1 protein-coding gene (only partly in view) is annotated in these 17,709 nt (G+C 47.3%); it reads left to right on the top strand.

The features are described from left to right. Positions 1–173: 173 nt before the first annotated feature. Positions 174–17,709, top strand: part of the annotated coding region (locus H8K55_RS15920) for a tandem-95 repeat protein (RefSeq protein ID WP_186943053.1) (this coding region is incomplete at its 3' end). The annotated region continues 16,166 nt past the right edge of the window; 17,536 of its 33,702 annotated nt are in view.

Genomic DNA, 17,709 nt, shown 5'->3' with positions numbered 1-17,709 from the left:
TTAAATTCTTGACCTGGGAGTTTAAATTTTGTCTTGCTTCAATAAAAAGTTCTCATTTTTCTAAACCATTTTTGATTTTCATGGATATGTTGCAGTAACGCCAAGATTTGTAAGAAATAATACTAATCTTGATGAAAATTCTGCTAATTAAAATTATCTGATTGGAATCAAAAATGGTAGCTAATGTTAATGGAAGCAACTCTGTCCTGAACTTTTCGTCTTTGGGTTTGAGGGGGAAGAATAGTCAGATTGATCTCGCAACGCCGCAGGCGAATGGACAAAAGATTGCCATCGATGCTTCTCACGGACGTTTATTAATTGATAATCAAGATGAATTTTTGCAGGATCATGGTTTAGATCTTGGCGTGCTTCGTACGTATAACAGTCAAGGACGATTTAACGACGATAACGGCGATAACTGGAATACGGGCTTTTATGCGAAGCGTGTTGAGTTGAGTGGTGAGTTAGGGCGCCCTGATAGTAGCCTTATTTTATGGGATCAGCGTGGTGGTCAAAGGAATTACGAATGGCAAAATGAGACGCAGAATTATATCGATGTCGTTGAGCAAGATTTTCAAAATGGCATCAGCATTGATGGTGAGAATCTGGTTTGGCAAGATCGCGCTGGAAAATTGGAGGAGCGCTATGACGCTGCGACTGGGCGTTTACTTTCTACACTGGATCGTATTGGTGGATCGCAAGTTCAATTTACTTATTCCGAAAACGGCCTGCTCGAGAGTGCCATTAGTGATACTGGAGAGGCAGTTTTTTATGATTACGATAGTTTCAATCAAAGTGCCATTCGAACCAAGACTCAGAATGAAGATGGTTCTTGGCAGGAGCAAACGACGGTACGTTATGCATACGATGCGCAAGATAGACTGAGTTCAGTCACGGTGGATTTGACTCCTGCTGACGGTCAGATTATCGATAGTGTAACGTATGTGACGAGTTATTCGTATGATGGTGATAGTACGCGGGTAGCGAGTATCGAGCAAAGCAATGGTGTCAGTCAGGCGTTCACCTATGTGGAGTTTGAGGGGGAATTTCGTTTAGAGACCATCACCACTGGTGAAAACGAAACGATACGCTTTGATTACGACGCTGAGGCGAGAACGACGACGGTGTCAATTGATTCTGGCGAAACAAAGATTTTACATTTTGATGATGAAGGGCGGCTGCATCAATCTGATCAAGTCAATCAAGATGGAATCGCGAGTACTTACTACGAGTATGATCCGCAAGGAAATTTGACGCAATTGACGGATCCGTTGGGGCAGGTCACTTTGCAAGAGTATGATCAACACGGTCATCAGGTGTTAGTACGCGATGCGTCAGGCTTTACGATTGAGCGGCAATTTAACGCGAGAGGGCAAGTCGAAAGTATTCAAAAATATGCTGATGTACCAGATACGCCAACGGGCGAAGGTGTGCAATATGCCTCTGTTGCACATTTAGGAGCTGACGACCGTGCAATATCACGTTTTTACTATGACGATTCGGGATTACTGCGTTTTAGTATCAGTGCACAAGGACGTGTGAGTGAGTTCCGTTATGATGCCTTGGGACAGCGAATTTCGAATTTGGAATACCTCAACACATATCTCGACACCCATTCTCTTTCAGGTGCTGAGTCAGTAGTAGAAATCGCGGCAATGTTGATCGGCGATGGTCAAGACGGTAGTGGTTCTTCAGGTTCGACGCCGACACCCCATTCTATACGGCACGATGTGTTGCGTGTCGACACTAGTTATGATGTGCATGGTCAAGTTTCAACCGTCACACGTTATGCAGCGGTGAATGACGATGCTGAGTTGTCGGGTGCCTTGGCCGGTAGTAATGAAACCAGACGGGTCTATGATCAGTCGGGCCGCCTACTCAGTCAATATGATGTTGCAAGTGGACATACTGCGGTTTATAGCTACGATGGTTTGGGAAGATTGACGGGTGTGAATGATAGCGATGTCGGTGTTTCTACGACGGTTTATGACGATATTCATCAACGCACGATTCTTACCCTGACCGATAGTTCGTTGACCGTTAATCAATACGACAAAGATGGTCGTTTGCTGTCCTCTTTAGCGGCGAATGCAGCGTCTGCAGAAAAGTATTTTTATGATGAAGCGGGGCATGTGCGCATGCTGGAAGCGGCGACTGGTGCTCGTACCTGGTATTTTTATGATCAAGGCGGCAGAGAAATAGCCGAGATTGATGACGTAGGCTATGCGACTGAGTACTTTTACGATGCGGCCAATCAAGTAGTACATTCTCGCCATTACGATACCATCGTTGATGTGCAAACTTTAGTGGACGAGAGTGGGCAACCTGTCGAATGGACCTTTGATGAAGTTCGCCCATTGACCGATAGTTGGAATCAAAAAACGTGGTATGTGTACGATGAAATGGGGCGTCAAGAATTGATGATTGACCAAGATGGAATGGTCACACAATATTTTTACGATATGAACACCCAGGTCATACGCACAACGCAATATGCGCAGGCGGCCAATGTAGTCGAGTGGGGAACGCAAGTTTTTTACTCTGATGTCTCTCTGCAAGTGAGTGAAACTGATCTATCGCATTTCTATTATTACGATAATGATGGTTTAAAAACTGGGCATGTCGATGTAAATGGGCAACTGACAGAGTATCTCTATGACGGTGCTGGTATCTTGCGTGAAGAGCGAGTGTATGCGTCGATCATTCCGGTACAAAGGCGTGAGCAAGTCTATTTATCTGATTTGACGCTCGGCTTGAAACGTCCACTCGATACACGTACCTTATTTCAATATGACTTACTGGGTCAAAAGACGGGGCAAACAGTCGTTCATGGCTACCCTGGTGTGATCGCACCGGCGGTAAGCTCTTCGTCTCTTAATGCTGGCGCAGTCGCGGTGGGAAGCCCCGTCAACATGCAATTTGGTTTCAATACACAACTGAATCCAGATCGTATCAGCCCTAACAGCGTGCATGTGGTGAATACCCTGTCGGGCTTGGAGGTTACCGCGAATGCGGCGACCTACGATAGTGATAGTAAACAAGTTCGTTTTGAATTTCCTGCTTTAGTAGAGGGGCATTATAGCCTCAGCCTTAAGAATACCGATTTTGTAGATACTGATGGCATTCCATTAAATTGGGGAAGCGATTATACAGTTGAATTTAATGCGGACAGTGCTGTGCGACAGATGCCTTTGATGGCAGAGGTGCGATACAGCGCAGGTTCCAACATTTTTGAATCGAATGTAACCGGGGTATTTCATGGCGATGGTGATGTCGATAGTTTTACGATTCATCTCGACGCGGGACAAACAATCACGATTGAATTACTTCCTGCGGAAGGTGCGGAAGGTGCATTTACAGGGGAATTAGCACTAGTAGGGCCAGATGGTACGACCGTTTTGGCTACCCAGCATACCGATGCGGTAGGACAAAAAACGATACTGCAATCTGTTGCGCTGAATGTGAGTGGCACGTATCGAATCGATGCGAGTAGCTTGTTGGGGGCGGGTAGTTATTCTGTTCGCGCGCTATTAAATGCCGCGGTAGATCAAGGAGTTAATCATACACAGCAGACTGCGCAGCATATAGATGCCGCTTTTGTGCATTTGGGCAGTACCGCAACGCTTGGTTCTGTGGAAGGACGTTTTGATAGTAATAACAGCGATAGCAGTGACTGGTATAGTTTTGAACTTACAGCAGGTGAGCCAGCGAGTTTTAGTTTAACGCATGCGATTCATCCTGTATCCAATGACATTCGTTTGGAATTAATTGGCCCGAATGGTTTCTTGCAAGCAGTCGGTCGAACAGATGCAGCCAATGTGGATACGTATTTGACCGATTATGTGCCGACAGTGACGGGCACTTATTTTGCGCATGTCAGTGGAAGCACGAATGGTCTTTATACTCTACAGGTAGCAAGGGGTGCTGCCCTGGAGATCACTCCGAAACAGGCGGGCACCTTACAAGACATTACCCGTACAGGTCAAGTTATTGCAAGTGGTGCACCGGAGGCAGTCGCGCAGGACGACGGTGTGCCGATCTCATCGTTTCCTGTCAATCTTGTTGATGCCGCTGGTTATCGTTGGGATATTGCAAATAACGGTAGTATTGGCGATGGAAGTTCTGACGCCTTTGATGGTGGACTCAATAGCCCAAGTTTTATCCGTAGTGGTAACGACTTGGTGTCTGAAGATGGCAGAGTCGTCACTTTAGAGGGTAGGATAAGTGAGAGTGGAGTTCGTCAAACGCGAAAAATCTTTGTGCCAACAGGACAAAGTTATGCGCGCTTTTTAGAAATTATTACTAACGATAGCAGTAGGACTGTTACTTACAATGTGTCGATTGCTACCAATTTAGGGTCCGACGGTAGTGAACGTTTTGTTCTTACATCGACAGGTGATGCACATGTCGGTGTTGATGATAATTGGCTGATCACCGATGACAGCAATCCTGGGACAAGTGGCGGGGATCCTGTTGTCACGCACGTGATTGCGGGTGCTGATGGCCGTTTGCGTCCTTCCAGTTTCACGCGTTCTGGCGACAATATCGCTTACGCATATCACCTCACATTAGCACCCGGCGAAACGCAAATTATTATGCATTTTGCGAGTCAAGGTGGCGATCAACAAACGGCTAATGCGCGTGCAGTGCAACTTGAAAATCTGGAATTAGACGCATTGGAGGGAATGAGTGCCGCAGAGTTGAGTGCTGTTGCCAATTTTGATCTGTCCAGTCACGCTGTGGGTGGCAACGATCATTATCTGGTGCAGGCCAACGAAGGGGACCAATTGCAGATCACCACGCAGACGCCTGGAGATGGTGCGGGTGAGCCCGATAATCTGCTGGCGACCAAGTTATTCTTGATCGCGCCCGATGGTGAGGTTGTTGCAGAGAGTGTTCTCCAACCTGATGGGCGCAATGGACGGATTGACTATGTTATTCCTATTGGAATGGCGGGTGCTTATCGAGTGGAAGTGCAAAGTGTCGATGGCACGCATGGTAATTATGTTCTTTCAGTATTGGGGGCGACGGGAACAGCTTCCGCGAATTTTGCTGTGGCGCATAGCTCTTTACCTGTTGGTGCGAAATATGGTGCCAATAGTTTGCCGCAGAGTATTCGTTTCACATTCTCAGATTCTGTTTTGCTCAGTAGTATTTCTACGGATACCTTGAAGGTGAATGGTTTGCCTGTCACGGGATTTCAGATTATTGATGGACAAACCATTGAATTTGATATTTCCGGATTGCAGATGTTGGACGGGACCAATGCAATTGAACTGAGTGGAGTGGCCGACCTTCGTGGCAATCTCATCCCGACTTACACGCAACAATTTGAATACGATGCAGTCGCGCCTGTCGTTAGTTCGATATCGATTCCCACGGGCTCCGTGTTGAGCATGGATGCTAGAGATTTGATTATCCAGTTTAGTGAAGGCTTGGATACGGCTTTGATCAATCAGTCAAAACTTGTGTTGACTGATTTGACCACGGGTAACCAGCTCTCTTTGAGTGCGTTTAGTTATAACGCTACGACGAATCAACTCAGCGCGCATATTCCTCAATTGCCAGAGGGGCATTATCAAATTACTCTGTTGCAGTCCGGTTTTAAAGATGTATGTGGAAACGCACTCAATGGTGGTAGTGACTTTGTCGTGCATTTTGCAGTTGATTCCGCGACGACCTTGCTCCCTACACCGTTTTTGGATAAGCAGCCTTCCGGTTCTTTGATTTTTGAGAGCACGGTCACGTCTTCATTCTACGATATCGGTGATCTAGATAGCTTCAATGTTTCACTCGATGTCGGTCAATCAGTCACGCTGGAGTTGATTGCGCTGGATGCTTCGGTGCAAGCGCAGCTAAGTTTAGTTGCACCAGATGGCAGCGCTATTTTAGGCTCCGCGGAGGCGACGAGTGCTGGTCAACCAGTATTATTGCAAAGTCTTCACGTTACGCAGGCAGGCGTTTATCGTATTGATGCACGTAGCGTGACGGGAGCAGGGCAGTATCGAATTCGTGTGGTGCTCAATGCTGCAGTAGAAACAACTGGCAATAATACACGTGAAACAGCGCAGCAACTCGATGCTAGCTTCATTAGTTTGGGGGGGGATGCTACGCGTGGCGCAGTAAGGGGGACACTCAATGGTGTAGAAAGCGACTGGTATCGTTTTACGCTCAACGCTGGTCAGGCATCGACAGTGGCATTGACGCACGATTTGCATCCAAGTAATACCGGGATCACATTAGAGTTATTTGGCCCAGACAATACTTTGATCGCCATGGGCTTAGGCGATGCATCGAATTTGGATCAGTACATTGCCGATTTCGTTCCGGCACTTACGGGAACATACTATGTTCGTGTGAGCGGAACTACGGCGGGAGCCTATAGTCTGCTTCTGAACCGTGGTGCCAGTTTTGATCGTCAACCGAATAACTTGCCGACGAATGCGCAAGTTATTAACACCGATCCTTCTAGTGCAGTGGCAACGGTACAGGGCGCTTTGCGTCAATATGCACAACAGATTTTGGCAGAAACTGAAAACAATGGCGCGTTAGCGACTGCGAATGATTTATCTGGTTCGTTTACGTCAATCGGAGGGAACGATTATCAGGCCATTGTTCGCGGGCAAATTAGTCTAGGTAGTGATGGCGATTGGGACTTCTTTAAGTTTCATGCTGCACCAGGAGACCGTTTGCGCGTCCGTATGGACGGTATTTCGTTCGCCGATACCTACTTGCATTTGTATAATAATTTGGGACAGCGTCTCGCGTATAACGACGATACTTTCGGTGTTACGGCCTACATCGATTTCGCGAATTTTACCTATACAGGTGATTACTATATCGTCGCCGATTCTTATGGTGGCTACACTGGTACTTACAGTCTCAACTCCATCATCACAACAACGTCGCCACTAGGTCTGGGTGGTGGAAATCAGTATTTGATTAATGTGAATGAAGGCGACTCGTTGGTCATCTCAACCACGACGCCAGGTGATGGTGATGGTGAGCCAGTCAATACGCTGGATACCAAGTTGATTTTAATCGCGCCAGACGGAACAGAAGTCGCGGTCAATGCGAATGGTATTGACGGCAAGAATGGTCGTATTGAATACACAGTACCGGTTGGTAAGGCGGGTATTTATCGGGTTAAAGTGGTCAGTGAAAACAATACACAAGGTAGTTTTGTACTTTCAGTGGCTGGAGCTACTGGATCTGGTACGCCACCGCGTGTGTCACGTCAGTCACCTGCAGAAGCACAGATTGTAGCAGTACCACCATCTCATATTGATTTGACGTTTTCTGAAGGACTACGCTTAGATACGATTCAAGCGTCTGACCTGATTTTGGATAATGGTGCGGTTGCTACGGGACTGCAAATTCTTGACGGTCGTACCGTGCGATTCTTTATTGATGCCAGAGATGAAGAGCTCACTTATCGCTACACCTTGTTATCTAATGTACTGCAAGATTTGCAGGGTGAAAACAACGTCAGCTTTAGTGGAAGTTTCACAGTCGATCACGGTGGCCCACGTGTCATTGGACAAACTCCCACGTCTAGTGTCAATGCGCCATTTAGTGCGATCGAGTTCAACTTCAGCGAAGCGCTCAATGCAGCTAGTGTTTCCGTAGCCGATATTCTTGAATTAAGAGGACCAGATGGCGCTGATTTGCGTAATCAAATATCCCGTGTGACGACAACAGGGAATACAGTTCGGGTCGAATTTAATGCGCAAATGCGTTATGGCGACTATCAAATTGTGATTGGTCCGGATATCACTGATATGGTCGGTAATCGTATGGATCAAAACGCCAATGGTGTCAATGGTGAGGTGGATGATCGTTATCGTGCCGTGATCACCGTTCGTTCACCAGATTTGGCGGTCAGCGCGATCAATGCATCCACTGTCTCGAGATTTGGGCAAACCTTGGACTTGTCTTGGAATGTCACGAATATTGGTACGAATGCTGCGTCTGGCTATCGTTACGACGGTATTTGGTTGTCTCGTGATGGAACTTTAAGTGGTGCAGTTCGTTTAGCGTATGTTCAGACCAATGGCGCGGCCATAGAACCGGGTGCGGTGTCGAGTGGCAATGTACAAGTGGTTTTACCCGTGAGCGTTGATTGGCCAACAGGGGATTACTACATCGTCGTACGTGCGGATGAATTTGGTCATGTTGCAGAATCTGACGAAACCAATAATGTACTGGCGCTCGATGCTATTCATTTGGTTCGACCTGATTTTGATTTGCAGGTACGCGATTTAGCAGTTGAACCTTCGTCACCACAATCAGGAAATTCAGTCACGATTCGTTGGACAGATGTAAACGAGGGTACTGAATTGGTCAGTGGTGGCTACTATGACCGCGTGACCGTCCGTAATACTTTAACGAATCAAGTTATCGTGCGCACTTCTGTATATGTTAGTGCCGATCAATTAACTGCAGGCAGCGGACAAGCGCGTAGCTATAATTTTGTATTACCAGATGGTGTAACTGGGACCGGTTCATTTGTGGTCGACATTCAAGCGGATTATGGAAACGCTTTTTATGAAACAAATCCGTCAGGAACTGCGGAAACAAATAACATAGCTCAGATAAGTTTCTCATCAACGCTGGCGCCTTACCCAGATCTTGAAATTCGCAATCTGCAAGTGTTACCTGCGGACATTGAGTCCGGCGATACTATTACGATCCGTTGGGACGATCTCAATTCAGGATCCGCGCCTGTGCGGGGTGCTTACTATACACGTGTCAGTATTCGCAATACGGTGACCAATGAAAGCTTGATGTCGACGGATATCTATATCCCGTCGACAGAAATCGCCGCGGGTGAAACACGTGCGAATAGTTTTACATTCGACATGCCAGAAGGCGTGCGAGGTGCAGGTAATTTCCAAGTTCAGTTGTCTTCGGATATTTACAATCAAATCTTTGAAAGCAATACGGATGCGACTGCGGAATCCAATAATGCTGGACAGGTCGTGTTTTCTTCTGTTTTGGCGACCTATCCCGATTTACAAGTGCAGAATTTGGTCGTTGAACCAGCTTCTGTATTCTCAGGTGATCACCTCACCATTCGTTGGAACGACTTGAATAACGGCAATGGTTCTGTGAAAACGGGATACTATGATCGTGTCTATATTCGCAATCTGACAAGCAATGAAGTGTTGCTGGATACGGTTATCTATTTTAATGGCGCGCAGATAGCGGCGGGCGAAACAGGTGCTCGTAGTGCTCAATTCACATTGCCAGATGGTTTGAGAGGCGTCGGTAACTTGGATATTCAGGTGACATCTGATTACTACAATCAGATTTTTGAAAGTGCTCTGGACGGCACCGCCGAAACGAACAATGCCGCACACATTAGCATCACTTCAGCGCTTGCTCCGTATCCTGATTTGCTCATTCAAGATTTGGCGATTAGGCAAACAAGTGCTCAGGCTGGAGACACCATTAACCTCCAGTGGAACGACGTCAATGCTGGCAATGCGGCTATCAATGGGGCATTTTACGATTTGATCGTAGTAAGGAATCGATCGACGGGTGAAGAGCTGAATAGATCGACGGTCTATTATGACCCCGCTGTTGCGGGAAATGGTGTCATTGCGGCGGGTCAATTAAGGGCGCGTAGCTTTAGCTTTAAATTACCGGATGGTTTGCGCGGTGTTGGTGATATTGAAGTGAGTGTGACCGCAGACCGCAATACCTCAGGTGTGGGAACGATTTTTGAAGCGAATCTGACTGGCAACGCAGAAGCGAATAATCAGGCACTCACCAGCATTGTTTCACTAAGCAAACCGTATGCGGATTTGGTTGTCGGTACTGTGACCGTGCCAACGAGCGTGAGCGCTGGTAATACCATCGATGTTGCGTGGCGAGTGAGCAATACTGGTCCTGTGAGTACGCCTGCGTCCTGGGTTGACCGTATTGTATTGACGCGCGATAGTATTGTCGGCAATGCTGATGACATCGTTTTGTCCAGTGTTACGCATAATGGCGTCTTGATCAGTGGCGCTAGTTATGATCGTACCGCATCGGTTAAAATCCCTACGCGCTTGGAAGGCGAATACAGAATTGCGATCATTACGGACGCAGATTCGACTTTGGTCGAACCGGATAGCAGAGCCAATAACGTCAAGTTTTCAAGTGCTATCAATGTAATTAATACGTACACCGACCTGGTACCAACGCTCAATGTGATTCCGGCATCCGCCTTTGCAAATCGCAATGTGCATCTCGAATGGAGCGTCACGAATACTGGTAACACCATCAGTGACGTGAGCAATTGGGTAGATGAAGTCTTCATTTCTACTACCCCCAATTTATCTGGCAGCTTACGAAGCTTAGGACGTGTCACTCATGTGGGTGCGGTAGCGGAAGGCGCAAGTTATAACGCGACCGCGGATATTCAAATTCCTAGAGATGTGGTCGGTACGTATTATTTTGTCGTAAAAACAGACGTTTTTGGCAATACCTACGAGCCAGGTCATCTGGAAAACAATGCGGTCGTTGCGGCAAATGCGACCGTTATTACGCCAGAACCGAAGCCGAACTTACAAATCATTGGATTGTCCGCACCGAGCAATTGGGCTGCAGGTGAATATGTGCAGGTCAGTTACTCTGTGAAGAACTCAGGAAATGAAGTAGCCGATTCTTGGCTACAAGAGCGTATTCGCTTAGTCAATACAAATAATCCAGCACAAGTCATCGACCTCGCATACCCTGCAGTTAACCAGCGTTTAGACATGACTGGTGTAGTCAATCGGAATGTGAATATTCGCGTGGCGTCCATTCCGTCAGGTTCTTGGCGTTTAGAGGTGGCAGCCGATGCGTTTAATTACGTCAATGAATTGAACGAGACAGACAATATCGCGAGTCAAACTATTACTGTAGTGAGCCCAGATCTTGCCGTGCAGGATTTGGCGGTTTCTGGGTTGTTGAAGGGCGGCGAAACGGTAGGGTTGAGCTGGTCAACACGTAATATTGGCACGAAGAACGCGACCAATATTAAAGATACCATCTACCTCTCACGGGATGGAAGTCTCAGTGCAGACGACATCAAGCTTGGCGAAGTGAACCATGCGCTGGTCCTGGCGGGCGGTAGTATTGATGCCGCTGTGAATGTACAGCTTCCCGTGTCAACGTCTGGCGCTTATCGCCTGATCGTGGTCACAGATCAACAGGGTACGGTTGATGAAAATGGCCTGTTGGCCAACAACATTGTCAGCAAAGATCTGGTCATTGAACAAGATCAATTCGCCGATCTGGCGGTGACATCGATTACCAATCCTGCACAAATCATTGCTGATCCGGCCCTGGTCAGAGTGAGCTATACCGTTACTAATCAAGGGACGGGACGAGGCCGTACCTTGTCTTGGACGGATGTGGTTGTTTATTCTGAAGACGAGATCTTGGGGAATGCCGATGATATCGTGATGGGTAAATTGACACATAACGATGGTCTTGATGTGGGGGCGAGTTATACAACGGATGTGACCTATGAATTACGACCAGGCCTGAATCGGCATGGTCATGTTTTTGTCAAGACCAATAGCGAAGGCAAGGTTTGGGAAAATAATTTCAACGCCAACAATGTCATGGAGTCGAATGTTGCCTTAGATGTCATGACGAAGCCCTATGCGGATCTGATGGTCGATTCGGTGACGACTTCCGGCACACCTATGAGTGGCCGTCCGCTGCAAGTGACATGGAGTATTGCCAATCGTGGTATAGGCATTACGGATACGAATACGTGGACTGACAATGTGTGGCTCAGTGCTAATCCAGATGGTACGGGTAATCGTGTTGAGTTGGGAAGTTCGACGCACTTAGGACAATTGGCTATTAATGGACAATATACCAGCACCTTGACGGTAAATATTCCCGATGGTTTGTTTGGTACCTACTATGTGAACGTTGCTACAGTGGGTCCGTTTGAGTTCACGCACACCAATAATAATGTAGGTAGGTCGATCGCGACACCGATTCAATTGTCTGTTTCCCCTGATCTGGTGGTTGGTGATATTACGGTGCCCGCCATTGCGCAAGAAGGCTCAGTGACGACGATCTCCTGGACAGTGCAGAATACAGGTGCAGGTGATGCGGAAGGTCAATGGTTAGATAAAGTCGAGTTAGTACCCGTCAGTGGAACAGGTGCAACTATCACCATCGGTGAATTTGCCTACAATCATGGTTTGACATCGGGTAAAAACTATACACGGACAGAAGAAATCCGTCTGCCTAGTAAAATTGAGGGCGCGTATCGAATTCGTGTCACGACCAATAGTGTTCTCGGTAACCAAAATAGAGTCAATGAGCAGGTCTACGAACATGGCTCTGCGCGTACGAATAATGTCAGTCTCTCTGGCCAACAGATCGTGGTCAACTACACGCCACGCCCAGATTTACGTGCTGGTCAAATTAGTATGGTCGATACCATCAAGGCGGGTAATTCGACCGGTCTGCGCTTTACGATTACCAATAATGGCAGTATTCCTACCTCTGGGAAGTGGACTGACGCCGTCTACTTGTCGTTGAGCGGACAACTGGATGCAAATGCCGTTTTACTCGGACGCATCGAGAGCTCCAGTGCACTCGCGCCAGAACAAAGCTATACCAGTCTATTAGACTCATTCACGATTCCACTGCGTTATCGTGGTGATGCATACATTATTGTGGCTGCTGATATCGATAACCGTATCGATGAATACCCGAATGAAGTGAACAATATCGCCGTCAAGAAGATCACTATTGAACCTGTTCCCTTTGCCGATTTAGTGGCCAGTAATGTGGTCGCGCCGGATCAAGCAAGCTATGGCGCAACTATTGATGTTTCTTATCGTGTATCGAACAAAGGGAGTGCCGCCACCAAAGGAGAGAGCAGTAGTGTCACTGGATGGACCGATAGTGTTTGGTTGACTACAAGTAAAGGCAAACCATCCCCATCGAAAGGTGACATCTATCTCGGTCAAGTGACTCATACAGGTATGTTGGCTGTCGGTGAAGATTACCTCGGTCAATTTAATGTCAAAATTCCCGATAATGTCATTTCAGGAAACTACAATATCACGGTGTGGACCGATACCTATGGTGTGATTCCGCAAGATTCTTTGGCAATCAATGTCAATTCAGATGATCCGACCACGATTCAAAGTTCTGATTACAAAGCGCGTGCCATCAAAATTCTGGGAGTGACTAAACCGGATCTGGAAGTGAAGTCCGTTAGCTTTAATCCGAATATCGTTGCGGGTAACGATTTTAGTTTCTCTTATACAGTACAAAGTGTGGCCAGTTCACTGTCTGCAAAATGGACCGATCGCGTCTGGATTGCAGATAATGCCGATCTCAAATTGGCGAAAGTGAAGTGGGAGATTGCGCGATATGATCAAGATCGTAGCTTAGGCAATGGTGAAACCTATACCGTCAGTGAGACTGTGAAATTAGGACCTTCCGTTTCGGGCGCTTTCGTCATTGTCGAAACAGATGCGCCGAGTTTGGTGCCGCAAATTGCAGAGTTTGACGAAACCAATAATGTGAAAGCCGTCGCTGCTCAAGTAACTAATGCAGCGTCTGATCTCCAGGTAACGAGTGTACAAACACTTCCAGACAACGATTCCGGTGAGCTCACTACTATTTCTTGGACGGTCACCAACAATGGAGCAGATGTCTGGTCGGGTACGAAAGCATGGGTTGACGAAGTCTATATTAGTAAAGACTCGACCTTCATCCCTGGTCGTGCTAAATACATGGGCTCACTCACTCATCGCAATACCGCGGGATTGGCTGCAGGTCAGAGTTATACAGCGAGTGCAAACCTTGCTTTACCGCCGGGTACTGAAGGGCAATATTATATTTATGTCCTAACAGATGTCGGTCATGCTGCGCTTGATAGTGATTTGCCACCATCTAATGTTGGACGAATTAGTTACGACAACCACATTGCGACAGAGTTGTTGACTGGCGAGCCTTATCGCAATAAGGAGGCCTACGAGGCTTATCAGGTTAGCGTGTTTGAAGGCACGAATAATCTGAATAATGTTGGTCGCGGTACGCTCAATATTCGCTATAAAGAACCGGATCTTCAAGTCACTAAGATTGAATTATCTAATCCTAATCCATTCTCTGGTCAAACCATTACGGCGACCTGGACTGTCACCAATAATGGTACGCGTGCAGTGCGAACCAATGGCTGGTTTGACGGTATCTATTTGTCGAATGATGATGCGATTGACATGGCTGATAACCCCTTGGTGGATCGTGGTAGTGATGCAGAGCGTCTGTTGCGTGTTCGACAAACGGGCTTATACGACCAACAAACAGGTGCGCCGCGCTATCTTGCTGTTGGTGAGTCATATACCAATTCGGCCACTTTTACGCTGCCAACATCAATTAGCGGTAACTTCCGTTTAATCGTCAAAGCCGATACGGATATTTATAATGACTTATCAGGATATGCCACGCCGAGTTCGATTAAAGCTGGATTGGCTACGGTGGATGCGCAGTATGGCGGTGGTTTGGTTGGCGAGTTTAAAGATGAAGCGAATAACGTGGCGAGTATTGCGTTACCGATTACGCTAGCTACTCCACCGGATCTGGTGGTCACGCAAATCACGATTCCGCAATCGGTGGTGGCGGGCCAAGACTTCGCGATGACTTACCGTGTTAATAATCAAGGAGGTGATACGCCATCGGATCAATCCAATTGGACGGATTTAATTTATATCTCTAAAGACCGTAATCTCGATCTGAAGAGTGATAAGTATTTGGGCTATGTTACCCACAATGGCGGCTTGAAGGCGGGCAGCAACTACGATGTCAGTTTGAACTTTAAAGCGCCGGTCAATCTTGATGGACCCTATTATGTCTTTGTGGTCAGTGATCCTACGCGGGCGCAAGGATCGTCCAATAACGGCACGGTGATCGAACAAGATAAAGACAATAATGTGGTCGCCGCAGCGCAACCATTATTGATCGTGACGCCGCCACCAGCCGATTTACAAGTATTGACCGTTAATGTTCCTACTGAGGCGATTGTCGGTGATCCGGTGCGCATTGATTACACCATCACCAATAACTCTACGAACACCGCCTACGGTAGCTGGACGGATTCCGTGTATCTTTCTGCTGATAACGGCTGGGATCTCGGTGATATTTTACTTGGCAAAGTAGAACACAACGGCGATTTAGTGAGTGGGGCGAATTATTCTGGCAGTTTGACTGCGAAGTTACCACCCTTAAAAGATGGTCATTGGCATATCGTGGTGCGTCCTGATATTTACAATCAAGTGTATGAAGGGCCTATTAGCTTTGATGCGAATGGTTTGCATCTCCCACAGGGCAAGCTTAATAACTTGGTCGCGGTGGGCGGTACGATGCATGTCACTGTACCGACTTTGACGGTTGGCAATAATGTGTCGATCACCCTCAGTACTGGTCAAAGCAAGCTCTACAAAGTGAGCGTCGCCGCAGGTCAAACTTTGCGTGTTTTGCTTGATTCTTCCGCAAGCGATGGTGCCAATGAAGTGTATATCCGTTATGGCGATACACCGAATGGCTATAACTACGACGCCGCTTACTTGTCAGCGATTTCCCCTGATCAACAGGCGATTATTCCGAGCACCAAAGCAGGTGATTACTATGTGTTAGTCCGTGCGCGTCAATCTGCGGCGAATACGCCAGTCACGATTCGTGCTGACTTGATGCCGTTGGCCATTACCAATATCACGCCGAATACGGGTGGTACGGGGGATGATGGGCATCGTTGGGTGACTATGGATATTACGGGTGCACAATTCCAGGCAGGTGCCTTGGTGAAATTGTCGCGACCTGGTGTTTTTGAGATTCAACCTGAGCGTTGGCAAGTGATTGATGCGACACATATCCGGGCGATTTTTAATCTACAAAACGTACCGCATGGCCTATATGACGTCCAAGTTATTAATCCAGATGGCAAGACGGTGACGGAAACCTATCGTTACTTGGTCGACCGTATGATCGATCCTGATGTCACCATTGGTATCGGTGGTAGTGATCAACTGGCCCCTGGTGCAGCAAATACCTACAGTGTGGCACTACAAAGTTTAACGAACGTCGATACTCCCTATGTCCGCTTTGACGTTGGTGTGACCAACATGGGTAATGCGAGTAATGTTTTAGATGGATTGAATCTACCCTTCATTACCTTTGCGAGTAACGTCGGTGGTCAACCAGAAGGCGTGATTTATCCAGATATTGCTAATACCCAAACCTACGGTACGACGCCAACAGATGGTACGTTGCGTAAGGATATTCCATGGGCTTCGTTAGATGGACAAACCAATACTACCGGCTTTAATCTAGCACCAGGGTATGCGTTCGATATCGCGGGTAGTGGTATGGCTGCAGCTAGCTTTAGTGTGCAAACCTATCCTGGTTTGAAAGAGTGGATGGAGTACGATTTCCCGGGCTTACGTAATAAGCTGTATGAAATTCGTCCGGAATGGAAGGCGTCGGGATTACTCGATAATGGCATTGCCGATCTTGACAAGATTGCCCCGGGATTAGCCAGACGCTTCGTCTCTCGTGAGCCTGAAACGCATTTGTCTAAAATCGAATCAGTCGCGCTGCCGTTCCGTTTCAATATTTTTGGTAACGCGACTCCTATCACTCGCGAAGAATTCATTGCTGAACAGACTGCCTATGCCTTACGTTTGCGCGATGCCATCTTGAAAGACACGAGTGCTCCAGCCAACCTGCAAATCCTCGCAGCCGATAGCGCGCAATGGACGCAAGGCTGGTTAGCTGCGCTCGAAGCGGCGGGGATGTTACGACCTGTTGATCAAGCGCCTCCGATTCGTTTGCAAGCCAAAGTGGTGAGCCTTAATGCGACTTTAGCGACTGGCATCTTGTTAGGTAAAGGGGGCGAGAACTATAAGACACAGGCGAGCATTCTGGACTTCTTTAATCGTGTTCAAAGTTGGTACGGTGATACGGCGCGTTACTCGGGTGACCCGTTAGCCAAAACAGCGACTATCGATTACATGGAAAACCGGCCTGTGGATCAGGGTGAAGATGTCGAAGTGCCGGTGCCAGTCGCTCCGAATCCTGCCGACTACAACGCCCACGCATCGAATGAAACGCATTTCGTTAACTTCAATGTGTTTGCAGGTAACCGCGCTGAACAAGAGTACTTGCGACATATTGGTTTGCTGGATATGGACTTTAAACCTATCGGGCCTCAAGCGATTAATTTGGTTCAGTATCTCGCGCAAGCGGCTGCCAAAGAAACAGCAGGGGCTGCCGTCATCAGCATTAAAGGGCCACAACCAGTATTGAATACACAAGGCGTTCCTTATGTGCCAGCTAATGTCGATTTGCCTTATACGCTCGACTTTAAAAACACCAGTGATCACGCATTGGGTCAAGTCCGTATTGTGACGCAATTGGACGCGGATGTAGACGCACGCACTTTGCGTTTGAATGACATCAAGCTTGGTGATATTAATATTCATATCCCTGCCGATAAGGCAGTGTTCCAAGGCGATTTTGATTTCACTCGGAACAAAGGCTTTATTTTGCGTGTGAGTGGTGGTGTAGATGCAGAAAGTCGCACAGCAACATGGTTATTACAAGCGATCAATCCAGATACAGGTGAAGTGCTGAATGATCCTATTCGTGGCTTGCTCATTCCTGATGATAAAGGTGGAAACAAAATAGGTTTTGTCAGCTACA

Origin of the sequence: Affinundibacterium flavidum, assembly GCF_014284175.1 — a bacterium.
Taxonomy (GTDB): Bacteria; Pseudomonadota; Gammaproteobacteria; order Burkholderiales; family Burkholderiaceae_D; genus Undibacterium; species Undibacterium flavidum.
This window is presented reverse-complemented; position numbering and strand designations above follow the sequence as displayed.